Genomic DNA, 12,338 nt, shown 5'->3' on the forward strand with positions numbered 1-12,338 from the left:
CAACCCTTCCTGTTTCATAGCATTTGCTCCGTTTACCTCAATTGCGGTTTACTGGATGTACGCTGGATGTGTCAGAAAGTAGAAGCCGCCTATAAGCAGGATAAGGTAGCGATTAATGCTGCTGAAGGATTTATCCGCCAGCTTATCGGCTGGCGTGAATACGTCAGGGGCCTGTACTGGTTACTGATGCCGGACTATAAAAACCGCAACTTTCTTAATGCGAAACGACCACTGCCAGGCTATTACTGGGATGGCAAAACTAAAATGCGCTGTATGCAACAGGCTATCAGTCATACTCTGACTCATGCTTACTCGCACCATATCCAGCGACTGATGGTTACCGGCAATTTTGCCCTGTTAGCCGGCCTTGATGTAACAGAAGTGACTGACTGGTATCTGGCAGTGTATGCCGATGCCTACGAATGGGTAGAATTACCGAACACTCTTGGCATGGCTTTATATGCCGATGAAGGAGTGTTAGCGTCTAAACCTTACGCCGCCAGTGGCGCTTATATCAATCGGATGAGCAATTACTGCCAGCACTGTCATTACAAGGTAAAAGACAGCACCGGCGATGATGCCTGTCCGTTTAATGTGCTGTACTGGGATTTTCTGGCCCGACATGAGCAACAGCTTGGCAGCAATGCCAGAATGCAGCTGGCTTATAAGAACTGGTTTAACAAAGAGCCAGCACAACAACAGGCGTTAAGGGATAAAGCTGCAGATTATCTGATTAAACTGGAGCAGCTATGACCCGGCTGATTTTACTGGATCAGGCGCTGCGGCTGCATGACAACCCGCTGCTGTGGCAGGGTGCTGATGCAAAGAGCAATCAGCAGCGCCAGCCATCAGTCGCAGTGGTCTGCCTGGATACTGACGCTTTCTTTGGCCAGCAATATGGCTTAGCCCGTGCCAGCCTGCTGCGGCTGCAGCAACACTGGCGGCTGATTGCTGATACAAAAAGGCGCCTGGCAGATTTTAATATCGGGTTAGTAACCTTATTTGGTCAGCCAGCGTCTGAATTAACGGCGCTGGCGAGCGCCGTTAACGCCAGCCACATTGTCACGGCGACACCCACCGGTTATCGTGAACAGCAAACTATCGATGCTCTGAGCAAGCGCTATCAGGTTGCCACGCTGGACATAAACAGTCTGTTTAGCATTACCACGTTAACCCCGGAACTTAACAGTTTTCCCGACAGTTTCAGTGCGTTCCGCAAACAGCACGAACCGTTGCTTAAAGTCGCACCATCGCTGGCTGAATATCAGCCGCAACCTGGTCAGCGCTGGCTGACGCCCGCAGAAACCAGTGCCTATTGCGAGAACTTCAATCAGTTAGCTGCATTTAGTCAGCCATCAAACCCGCCCGGCAGTAATGAACAGCAAGCGTTACAACGGCTGGATGACTATATCTGGCAGCAACAGGCAATCAGGCATTACAAAAACAGCCGTAACGACTTACAAGGCGACTACTATGCCAGCAAGTTCTCGGCAGCGCTGGCAACTGGCTGTCTGTCAGTCCGCTATTGCTGGCAGCAGATTCTGCAGTATGAACAACAGTATCAGGCCAATGATTCTACCTACTGGCTAAAGTTTGAGTTGTTGTGGCGGGAATTTTTCCGCTGGCAATTTCGTAAATACCGCAATGCCTGGTTCAGTAAAAACGCGATAAAAGGCGAACCGGACTTCAGTCCGCCCAGCCTGACAGAGACTGAGCAAAACCACTTCAAAAACTGGTGCACGGCAACAACCGGCGTACCCTTTATTGATGCCAATATGCGCCTGCTGAACACCACTGGCCTGATGAGTAACCGCGGGCGGCAGAATGTTGCCAGTTACCTTATTCATGATCTTGGCATCGACTGGCGACTGGGCGCAGCGTACTTTGAACAGCGTCTGCTTGATTATGATGTCGCCAGCAACTGGGGCAACTGGGCCTATATAGCCGGTAATGGTAATAGTAGTGAGCGGCAGTTTAACGTCATTAAGCAAGCGCTGAGCTATGACACTAACGGTGATTTTGTCCGTGCCATGCTGCCTGAACTCTCGGCTGCGGGTAGTCTTATCCACCGGCCCGCCAGTCATGTTAAGCTCCCGGAACATTGGCAAAGCTGGCTGTCTAAGCTGACTGATAAAATAACCTGAACAGATGACCAGCCTGGTGTGGTTTAAACGGGATTTAAGGCTGGAGGATCATCAGCCATTATGGCATGCCGCCAGACAGGGTCCGGTGCTGCCGGTTTACATTATTGAACCCGATTACTGGCAACAACCCGATGTCTCACTGCGTCACTGGCAGTATCTGGCGCCGGCACTTGAGCAGCTTAACCAGCAGCTCAGTGCACTGGGGCAGCCGTTAGTCATTGTTAAAGGTGCCGCTACCGTAATGCTGCGGCAACTTTGCCAGCGATACGCCATTACCGGGGTATTCAGCCATCAGGAAACCGGTAACCTGTGGACCTATCAGCGCGACCTGGCCGTAGGCCGTTTACTAAAAAGCCTGCAAATCCCGTGGCGCCAATATCAGCAATTTGCCGTGTTTCGTCATTTAAAAAACCGTGATAACTGGTTTGAACTGACAGACAGCTGGCTTAAATCGTCGCTGTGCCCCACCCCTAATGCTCTACCAAGGTTAACCACAGCCGCTGATCATTTGGTGGCACTGGCCCCACAGCGTGCTATCGACCTGCCAGCTATTCGTTTATTACAACAGCCGGCCGAGGCCGCAAATATATTCAGTGGTTTTCTCAGCCGCCGCAGCCGTCATTACCGGCAGCATATTTCAATAGCGGCTAAAGCCGGCAGCAGCTGCTCGCGCTTAAGCCCCTGTATCAGTTATGGTCAACTAAGCCTGCGTCAGTTGCAACAGCATAGTTTGCTGGCAATAAAGCAGCAAAACGATGGCTGGCACAAACAGGGGTTACAGGCGTTTTTCAGTCGATTACGCTGGCATTGTCATTTCATTCAAAAACTGGAAGATGAACCGGCAATCGAGTTTTTTAATATGCACCGTGGTTTTGATGGTATGCGTGAAACCGATTTTAACCCCGAATTCTTTAATGCCTGGCGTATGGGTTTTACAGGCTTTCCGTTAATAGACGCGGCGATGCGCTGCCTGCTGGCAACCGGCTGGCTGCATTTTCGTGGCAGAGCCATGCTGGTGGCATTTGCGACTTATCATTTATGGCTGCACTGGCGGCCGGTTGCGCTGCATCTTGCACAGTGTTTTGTTGACTATGAACCCGGTATTCATTACCCACAAATTCAAATGCAGGCAGGCACTACAGGCATTAACCCCAACCGGATGTATAACCCAATTAAACAAAGCCAGCAGAAAGATCCGGATGGTCAGTTTATCCGGCGCTGGCTGCCAGAGCTGCAACGACTCCCAGACAGCTGGCTGCATACCCCATGGCTGATGCCGGGCGCTTTGCAACAGCAGTATGGCTGTGTTATCGGCCGCGACTACCCTGCGCCGGTTGTTGATCCAGAGCATGCGAGTCAGCAGGCGAGAGCCAAGCTGAAAAGCTGGTTATTAAGCCAGCCTCAGAACGACTGGCAACAACAAAAAATAGCCGTGATGACACGCCATGCCAGTCGCCGGCGGCCAGTTGTCAGAATTGAAGCAAAAAACAGGGATCAACTGAGTTTTGACTGGTAGTACATTGCCCGGAATTTGCTAAATAGCCTCTTCATCTTCTTCGCCGGTTCGAATTCGGATAACTCGTTCCACTTCAAACACAAATATTTTACCATCACCTATTCTGCCGGTCTGGGCGGTTTTCATGATGGCTTCCACGCAGCGCTCAACCAGCTCCTCGCCAACCACAATTTCCAGCTTAACCTTTGGCAGAAAGTCGACCATGTATTCTGCACCACGATATAACTCAGTGTGGCCTTTTTGCCGGCCAAAGCCTTTTACTTCTGTTACCGTCATACCGGTTATATTGATATCGGCTAATGCTTCACGCACATCATCCAGTTTAAAAGGCTTAATAATGGCTTCAATTTTTTTCATCACGGTTTCCGTAGCTTAGGCCAGAAGATAGCGCCAGTATAATATAAGCCACCGCCCGCATCAGCTTTTTAACACTAATTAGTTGATCCTATTGTAGTCAGATACGTTAAGATAATGTGCACTTTCAACTAAGGGCTGAGCAAAATGCAGGCAGAACATATTATTGCCCAAATGCGGGTGTTACCAGAAATCGATACTGATAATGAAATTAACCGTCGGGTGAAGTTTATTAAGCAGCGCTTACTAAGCGCAGGGATGACCAGCCTGGTCCTGGGGATCAGCGGTGGGGTTGACTCAACCACCTGTGGCCGGCTGGCTCAGTTAGCAGTAGATGAATTAAATAAAGAGCAAGGTGGCGGTTATCAGTTTATCGCCGTGCGGCTGCCTTATGGCTCGCAACACGATGAGGAAGAAGCACAACTTGCCGTCCGTTTTATCAAACCAACTAAGGCGATCACAGTTAATATAAAGGATGCCGCTGATGCAATACATCACAGCACACTGGCAGCGCTTGACTACAGCACAGGCAATGAAGCTAAAGCAGATTTTGCCAAAGGAAATGTCAAAGCCCGCTGTCGGATGATAGCTCAGTATCATATCGCCGCGCTGCACCATGGCCTGGTGTTAGGTACCGATCATTCAGCAGAAAATATTACCGGTTTTTATACCAAGTGGGGCGATGGGGCCTGTGATTTAGCCCCGTTATTTGGTTTAAGTAAACGGCAGGTTCGTGCCATAGCCGCCAGACTCGGTGCACCTGAGCTGTTAGTCGGCAAAATCCCGACAGCTGATCTGGAATGCCTGAGCCCGCAAAAAGCCGATGAGGCAGCACTGGGATTAACCTATGATCAGATTGATGACTTTCTGGAAGGAAAGCAGGTATCTGACGATGTCCGCGAACGCCTAATCAATATCTATCTGAAAACACAACATAAGCGGGATCCTATTCCCACTATTTACGATTAGCTGCCCGGTTATTAACTGCAAATCCGAACGCCAGTAGCCGCTGGCGCCGCAGTTTAAATCCAGTTTTTAATACACTTTATAAATATCATTGCTACACTTTGATTACTTACGATAACTTATAAGGTGGGCAATAATGAAACCCTGCTTAAGGCAGAGCGGGCTGACTTTACTGGAGCTTTTGCTGGGGCTGGCAATTCTGGCTATTCTGCTGCAAATAGCTTTACCGGCGATGGCCGAGCTGATTAATAAGCAGCGGGCGGGTAGTTATATGCAGCAGTTCAGCCGCCACCTCGGCTATGCCCGGATCCAGGCTGCCAACAGTCAGCAGCCGGTCAGATTGTGTCCGCTTTCAGGTAACGAATGCCAAAATGACTGGCGTACTTTTCCTTTAGTGCTGAGCTTAATTAATCCACATAACGGTACCGAATTTGTATTGCGGCAACTCCCGCCTGTGTTTAGCCAGCACCGGTTAAAGTATAACCGCAGCCAACTACAGTTCCGTCGTGATGGCAGTTTAAATGCGCTGGAGAATGGCAGTTTTTACTATTGCCCGCAGCCGTCTTTTAACTGGCATTATAAGTTGGTGCTGAATCAGGCGGGGCGTAACCGTCTGACCTTTCATCAAACTCCCTGCCCCGGCTAATCCCAGCAGGATAACGACGATTGCTGGCTTCGATTGCGCGAACCGGTATGGTCTAGCGTAAAAATCAGACAGTCCCGGTCCGCTGTTTGTGCCCCCTGAGCCCGTGCTGTCAGCTCAAAACTGCTGTTATCATCAAGCCTAACCTGCAACTTATAGCGACCGGTACTGCTGCTGCCATCGGCTGCGACGCCCAGCAGTAGCAGATTATCAGTATAGCTGCCATGATCAGCCAGTTGCCTTTCCTGGATATTTGCCGCACTGAGTAATAATCTGCTGGCTTCGGCACGATATGTTTTCAGTACATACTGCTGATAAGCAGGGTAAGCTATGGCACTGATTATGCCGATTACCGCCACCGTAACCATTAACTCTATTAAGCTGAAGCCCGGGCAGATAATATTGAGATAGCGATGGGTGTTCCGCCGACAATGGTGAGGGTTAAATATGGGTAATAGAAACATTAGTGCGCTCCTGTCTCTTGCCGGTAAGTAGCCAGTTTCAGCCATCGCGGAAACTGATCAAGTTGCAGTGGCTCAGTGCAGTCAGCACAGGCGGGCGATATCATCTTAAGATCAGTCAATACCGGCTGCTGTTGCTGCTGATCATCTAGTACCAGACTGGCAGAACCATCAGCCTGTTGCTGCAAAGTCAGCTGTCCCAGAGCATTTAGCAGCCGAAAACGCCGCTGGTTATATACCAGGCCGGCGCTATGCAAATTCATCGCCACCAGACTGTGTTCAGCATTCTGACCCGCACATTCGGTAGCACTGAAGTTTTGGGTTGCGACGGCACTGTATATTACCCCCGCAACCACTTTGGGTGGCTGGGTCACCTGGCCTGCCAGCCTGGCCCACCAACCGGCACTATCCACAATGGCCAGCCATTGTTCATGGCTCAACCCATGCTCGTGCTCAGCTGCTGTTAATAAAGTACGGTCCAACAACGTCCCGAACCGAACGGGTTCCGGGGCAGATTCATTCAGAAAATGCGGCAGCCGCAACGCGACCAGGGCATCTTCCCCGCTGATAATGTTTCTGGCGATCAGTAACAAAAGACGATGCCGGCCACTTACATTATCCGGGCGCAACGGTAATGGTAAGCTGACATCAAATACACCCGCACTGCCAATAAAACGCCAGTCAGGGTGACTGAGGTCTGCCAGCCACTCAGTGGTGCCAAATCCGGCAGAGGTGATCCTGGTTAACCAAATCCGTCCCATGACATCGGTACTGATAAGTTGATCAGTAAAACCATCATAGTTACTGTCTACCGGAGCCGGACCAATATAAAAAGGCGCGGCCATGCCGGTATGCTCAGCCTGTGGCCAGACACTGACTGAGTCCAGCAGGATAGCACTGTCAGTTGAATAGAGTGTCAGCTGGCCAGCACCATCAAGTTCCTGCTGGTGCACAACGCGTTGCAAAGGTCCAACATGACTTGGCCCTGCCAATTCCAGGACACGGGGTTCGATCGGCTGGCGCCAGCAATCGGGTGTTAACGCCAGCACACTGAAGCAAAATACAGCCGCGGCCAGCAAACTCAATAGTAAAATCGCCAGTAGCGGGCTTAATCTGACAAAAGGGTTGACCTGCTGAGGTGTTTTTTGGGCTGCCACGGCCTTGCGGGGTTGGTTACTCTGCATAACGCACCTCACTGTCAGCAATTCGCTGGCGCAGTAACATCGAATGGTAGCTGGTCGCAAAACGGTTATCGTCAGACAACGAACGGGTTGCCAGGGTCAGTAAATCACATTCGATGACTGACTCAGACCAGACCGCATAGCTGGCAGGACAACGACCCGATAGTGTGAACTCCGCTTCGCTGCTGTTATCGCGTACGGCACGGACTGAACTCAGGTGTAACATCAGGGCGCGCTGTTCAAACAATAGTTGCTGCTGGGCCGCCTGTGCTGATTTAATACTCATCTGACTGATAAATAAATTGGTGCTGACAATTAACAACATCACCAGCAGAAAAATTAAAGCGCTTATCAGCGCTATACCACGTTGCCGCATAAAACCTCCCTGTCTCAGGTAGTGTCTCAGTTAATCAAGTTACTGCACTTGGTATTTAAGCCCGTTATTGCCGCTCCAGAACGCAGATACTGGCAATGATTAAAAAGTGGCGTTATTAAAGTACACACTGCCGGCCAGCAACAGACGCCGGTAATGGTCACCCGGCGCGTCAAAACGCTGAACTCCCATCTGATATGTTTGTTGATTAACGTAACCGGGATCAGGCATCAGGCTACGAAGCAGAATATAAAACCGGATACTGACAATATGACCCTGTTGCTGCTGCCAGTGTGCACTGGTCATTAACGAGGTTGGTAACGTATAATTTAAACGGCCGTCGAGGTTAGTATCAATACCAAATTCAAAATGCAGCCGCTCAACACCATCTATTACCGAGTCCGTTGCTATTCTTGCCATTCCGCTGGTCGAGCGAACCAGTCGCTTGCGCATTAACACCGGCACTGTCTGATCATCAAGGCGCTGGTATTGAATATAAAAAACTAAATGCTGATAGGGGTAAAACAGGTTTTCAGCAGCAAGCCCCGCACTATCCTGATGAACAATCCGACTTTGCTGCCAGTGCGGCGCAATATAAAAGCGGTTTGACCGCAACTCCTCCCGGGTTACCGCCAGGCCAATGGCCCGCTTTAACTGCAGTATTTCACTGTCAGGCACCAGCGAAGTCAGGCAATTTAACTGGCGACCAGCTACGGCAACTTTGGCATACAGACTGGCAAACTTTTCACCGTTAACCGGAAAGCTGCCACTGTCCAGTCCGTCCTCTGCGCAGTCAGGCGCCGGTGATGCGATATCAACGGCAGCACCAGCAATATCACTCAGACCAACACCCCCCCAGAAGCCACTATTCTGTAATTCGTTATGAATCAGATTCAGCGCCAGCTGACCACTTTGCTGCAACTGGGCTAATTGCTGACTTTGCCGCGATGACACGCTAAGACTGGTAAATATCTGTATCGTGAAGCCAAGCAGCAGCAAGCCAAGCAACATGGCAATTAACAGTTCTACCAGTGAAAAACCACGGGCCGGCATCATTAGGGCATCCCGGCGGTTAAAGCCAACCCTGAGCGGCCCGCTCCTGCCTCACAGCTTATACTGGTAGCACTGCCGGCATTAGCGCGTTGTTGCCAACTGGCTTGTAACTGCAGCTGGTTATCAGCAAACTGTAAACAGAATTTTGGCGCAAAGAGCGCAAGGGTAGTGTTGTTGTTCAGATTCTGCTGCCACAGTTGTTGCCAGCGGCCCAGCTGATAGTCACGCAACTCCGTACTGCTGCATAAAACGGTTGCTGAACACGCTGGCAGTTCAATCTGGCTGACAGCACTTAGTTCAACGGAAAAAGCGGGTTGGTTGTTAAGACTGGCAGCAAGCTCCTGCACTAATGCCGCACTTAACGCTACCGCGGTGGTTCGCTGGGTAGCGTCGATCACATACTTTAAAGCCAGGGTTTGCCCGGCCAGTACACCAAGCAACCCTATTTTTAAAATCAGTAAGGTAATGAGAACTTCAACAAGGCTAAAACCGCGTTGCAACTGCATGTCCGTATGCCATAGTTAATATATTTAACTATAAAGTTACAACAATATTTCAAAAGATCAAATTTATGTGAACTTTATTACCAGCATTCATCGACCGCAGCAGCAAGACTGGCATTATTCACCAACTTGGTTCCGGCTTGATTGATCCCAAGTATCGTACATCCAGTGTCATTGGCCTGGGGTCCAGTCGCCGTAGCTGTAATGGTAAAAGTACGTGCTCCCTGAACACTACTGTATGTATAAGTATCAGCAGTATCGGCCCTGCACTGCAATGCTGGCAGGGCGAAATCTTCAGAGTCGTACCTCATAAACTGAGTGTAATTTCGTTCCATAAATTGTGATAATTCCATCAGACAAGCCTGAGCAGCTGCCCGATTGGAACGCAGAACATAATCACGGTAAGAAGGGTAGGCAACTGACGCCAGAATACCGACGATCACTACCACTATCATTACCTCTATCAGAGAAAATCCTGTTTGTTTATTACCGTTCATTCGTTAATTCTCTCCAGGTCAGACGACGTCCAAGTGCTTCGACATTTATTGGCCGGCTTGGTGGCGTCGACGCATCACCCTGGCCTGACACTTCAGTGTATATAGGGTCACCATTGGCATCTTCAGTTTTAATAACTGTATAACCCACGGTAGGTGACTCTGTTTTTACCCCGCTGGTTGGCACACCGTCTGAGAAATTATTTGTATTAAAGAAATTGCGTTTCAAACGGCCACCTAAAAAGGGATCTATTGCCATTCTCCAGCTGATACCGCCTGCTTTACAGGGATCATCTTCCGGTTTCAACGTATTAATAACTAATACGTTGTCAATCATCAATGGCGGTAATACAACCCGCTCTCCCCCGGCACCCAGGTCAATATACCAGCCTTTTTCGCTATCCACTAACGCAGTGCTTTCCTCCAGCGCCCGGAAATCACCAGATTCCTGATAGCTTCTGGCTTTTAAATTACTTCGGGTCAAGGTGATCGTGCTGTTGCTTGCATCAGTTTGATCTACGAAGCCATAAATTGTTTGCTGGTTGGTATTAAGCTTATCGGCAACAGATAAATATGTGCCAGTGCCAAACATTATCCATACTTTACCAGTGCTTGGTTCACGGCTAATTGATAAGCCAGCAGTAATAGGCTGGGGTACGCTTCCAACCCTGGCAGTAAAAATAGGATTGCTGTTGTTCGCTACTCCCCACTGATTAGTGTTACTTTTACTGATATCGAACTTCCAGATATTGCCCTGATAGTCGCCAGCGTAAACAAAGTCGACATTACCATCCAGGTCGGCATCCCAGCTTTCCAGTTGGCCAAAACCATTTGGGGTAACTGTACTGTTGGGTAACGCAATCTTTTTAATCGTTGCGCCGCTCGCCAGATCAAATACCAGGATGCCACCTTTATTGGTGCTGTTGTTATAACCATAACCAATAATACCAATCCAGTTGCCGTTGACACTTCTGGCCGTCAGCACTTTACCGGTATTCTGACCCAGCTCAGGATAAGCAACCTCCCAAAGTGGTGTAATAGCAGCGGGATTTGTTACATCCAGGGCAAATATACTATTGATTGAACCGGCCGCGCCCCGTCCCAGGGTTCCGATTACCAGTGTTTTCCAGCTGGAATTTATGTAAACATCACCAGCGTCTAAAACACCATCGACATAATACTGATGCTGATAATCAGGGGCTGCCAAATGCTTTAACCGGGGCAGAACGGCTTTAGGTATATAGGCGAAGATTTCTTTGCCTACGCCACCGGCTAAGCTGGCATCGTCACTAAATGCATGCAGCATACCGTCATTGGCTCCAACATAAACCACACCTTTACGTGTTTTATTGGCTTCGATATAACTTAAATAAGATGGAGACTCCGGCCAGCCATTACGATGGTAATTTCTGCGCTCTGCAGCACCGACATACAGCGGAGCCGAATGCGCGATATCCCCCAAAACTGAACTACGCTGACGAAACACGCCATTTTGCTGACCGAGCTCACGGGACTGATCGCCGCGTAAATAATTGACCAGGATGTCTTTATTCGTTGCTTCTGTTGCCGTCAGTGCCAACTCAGTGCTGGTAACATTAGTCGTATTAAAATTAACGACGCTAGTACCTTTAAAGTACTTGATGTTGCGACTACCATGCGCTGGTATGCCCTCTGATGCTTTCCATGCGACCTGCATCCCGTTATCAGCATCATAAGTCCATAAGTCGCCCGACCAGTCCTCACTCTGATAACGGCCCTGAAACACTTTCGCTCCGGTTTGAGAACTGGTGCTTACTCCACCAAGGTTCGACGCTGAGCCAGTACCTTTAGTAATTTGCAGCAGAGCCTGCTCTAATTTACTGGCAAATTCAGTAGCTTCATTCGCATTAAAAAAGTTACCTCTGCTGTTTACCGCAGCGTGCAATAAATCATCCAGCTTTGCGGCGTTGCTTCCCTCGGGGTTAGTCCAGATATTTGCATCACCTGTTCTGATTGACTCTATTGCTGCGGCCGGGTCAACCGTACCTACCAACCCTAAAGACACGCCAAAGGTCGTCATGTTTTGCCAAAATGCCGGATTTAAGCTGGCATCTCTAACAGGCACTCTGTTTTCGACCAAAGGAAGCAAATCACGATTCCAGTAATCCATTGCAATGTCAGCCAATGTGTTACTGTATTCGTCCTTAAAAGTTGCCGTTGGCTCATACTGATAAGACTGTGCTCCCGGCCCCGTAATCGCCGGACCTGTACTGTTATCTGCGTTGCCAACGCCGGTATACGCATCATTATAATAACCGTCTGTCATCAACATAGTAAAACTCTGCCGGCAGCTTCGAATTGGACTGAGCGGATCATTCGGATTATCAAGCCAAGGCTTATTGGTTGAATAATATAAACCGGCTTGGTTCAATGCGATTCTAAGAGGGGTACTGCCATTGGCAATCTGACTGTACAGGTCTGTATAAAACCCGGCGCGGCTTTGACTGAATGTTTGCACATCTCGTTTTACCACACCAGTATGGTTCAGTGAGCCAAAGCCTACCCTGACATCACCATTAACATTTCTGAAAGCCTGCCCGACCCCCCATTTTGCTGTTTGTAGCCGGGTACGGTAATAAGTGAACCAGTTAGCAAATTTTTGCTTATCAGC

Annotated in this window: 12 protein-coding genes and 1 pseudogene; 5 read left to right on the plus strand and 8 right to left on the minus strand. The window is 49.3% G+C overall.

Features of this window, described 5'->3' with window-relative positions; genetic code table 11:
• The 3 genes and pseudogenes from R3177_RS08810 to R3177_RS08820 all read left to right on the plus strand — a co-directional run.
• A pseudogene (locus R3177_RS08810) lies at nt 1-753 on the plus strand (cryptochrome/photolyase family protein); the annotation flags it as partial.
• Nucleotides 750-2,144, plus strand: coding sequence for a DASH family cryptochrome (locus R3177_RS08815; protein ID WP_318970665.1), 1,395 nt, complete (start codon nt 750-752; stop codon nt 2,142-2,144). The pseudogene R3177_RS08810 and the gene R3177_RS08815, both read left to right, overlap by 4 nt.
• Before the next feature lie 4 nt (nt 2,145-2,148).
• Nucleotides 2,149-3,660 (plus strand): deoxyribodipyrimidine photo-lyase, encoded by a 1,512-nt coding sequence (locus R3177_RS08820; protein ID WP_318970666.1) that lies wholly within the window; start codon nt 2,149-2,151, stop codon nt 3,658-3,660.
• An 18-nt stretch (nt 3,661-3,678) separates the two neighbouring features.
• Here the strand turns inward: R3177_RS08820 and glnB are convergent, their stop codons facing one another.
• Nucleotides 3,679-4,017, minus strand: coding sequence for a nitrogen regulatory protein P-II (glnB, locus tag R3177_RS08825; protein ID WP_318970667.1), 339 nt, complete (start codon nt 4,015-4,017; stop codon nt 3,679-3,681).
• Nucleotides 4,018-4,161: 144 nt separating this feature from the next.
• Here glnB and nadE point away from each other — a divergent pair, with 144 nt between their 5' ends.
• Nucleotides 4,162-4,983 carry an ammonia-dependent NAD(+) synthetase gene (gene nadE, locus R3177_RS08830; protein ID WP_318970668.1) on the plus strand — a complete coding sequence of 274 codons (822 nt, stop codon included), beginning with the start codon at nt 4,162-4,164 and terminating at the stop codon, nt 4,981-4,983.
• Between the two features lie 133 nt (nt 4,984-5,116).
• Nucleotides 5,117-5,626: a GspH/FimT family protein gene (locus R3177_RS08835; RefSeq protein WP_318970669.1), complete on the plus strand. Its 510-nt coding sequence runs from the start codon at nt 5,117-5,119 to the stop codon at nt 5,624-5,626.
• Here the strand turns inward: R3177_RS08835 and R3177_RS08840 are convergent.
• The 7 genes from R3177_RS08840 to R3177_RS08870 all read right to left on the minus strand — a co-directional run.
• On the minus strand, nt 5,623-6,087 hold the full coding sequence (locus tag R3177_RS08840) for a type IV pilin protein (RefSeq protein WP_318970670.1): 465 nt from the start codon (nt 6,085-6,087) through the stop codon (nt 5,623-5,625). The genes R3177_RS08835 and R3177_RS08840 overlap by 4 nt on opposite strands.
• Entirely contained in the window at nt 6,087-7,268 is a 1,182-nt protein-coding gene (locus tag R3177_RS08845; protein ID WP_318970671.1) for a hypothetical protein, read from the minus strand. The genes R3177_RS08840 and R3177_RS08845 overlap by 1 nt, the downstream gene beginning before the upstream one ends.
• The gene (locus tag R3177_RS08850) at nt 7,258-7,641 is read right to left on the minus strand and encodes a hypothetical protein (protein WP_318970672.1); all 384 of its coding nucleotides are present in this window, start codon (nt 7,639-7,641) and stop codon (nt 7,258-7,260) included. Before R3177_RS08850 ends, R3177_RS08845 begins: the two co-directional genes overlap by 11 nt.
• Before the next feature lie 99 nt (nt 7,642-7,740).
• Complete coding sequence (locus R3177_RS08855; RefSeq protein WP_318970673.1) at nt 7,741-8,694, minus strand: PilW family protein; 954 nt, start codon at nt 8,692-8,694, stop codon at nt 7,741-7,743.
• Entirely contained in the window at nt 8,694-9,197 is a 504-nt protein-coding gene (locus R3177_RS08860) for a prepilin-type N-terminal cleavage/methylation domain-containing protein (RefSeq protein WP_318970674.1), read from the minus strand. Before R3177_RS08860 ends, R3177_RS08855 begins: the two co-directional genes overlap by 1 nt.
• Before the next feature lie 77 nt (nt 9,198-9,274).
• On the minus strand, nt 9,275-9,691 hold the full coding sequence (locus R3177_RS08865) for a type IV pilin protein (RefSeq protein WP_318970675.1): 417 nt from the start codon (nt 9,689-9,691) through the stop codon (nt 9,275-9,277).
• A partial coding sequence (locus R3177_RS08870) for a pilus assembly protein (protein WP_318970676.1) occupies nt 9,681-12,338 on the minus strand: 2,658 nt, incomplete at its 5' end. The genes R3177_RS08865 and R3177_RS08870, both read right to left, overlap by 11 nt.

Origin of the sequence: Arsukibacterium sp. (genome assembly GCF_033722355.1) — a bacterium.
GTDB lineage: Bacteria > Pseudomonadota > Gammaproteobacteria > Enterobacterales > Alteromonadaceae > Alishewanella.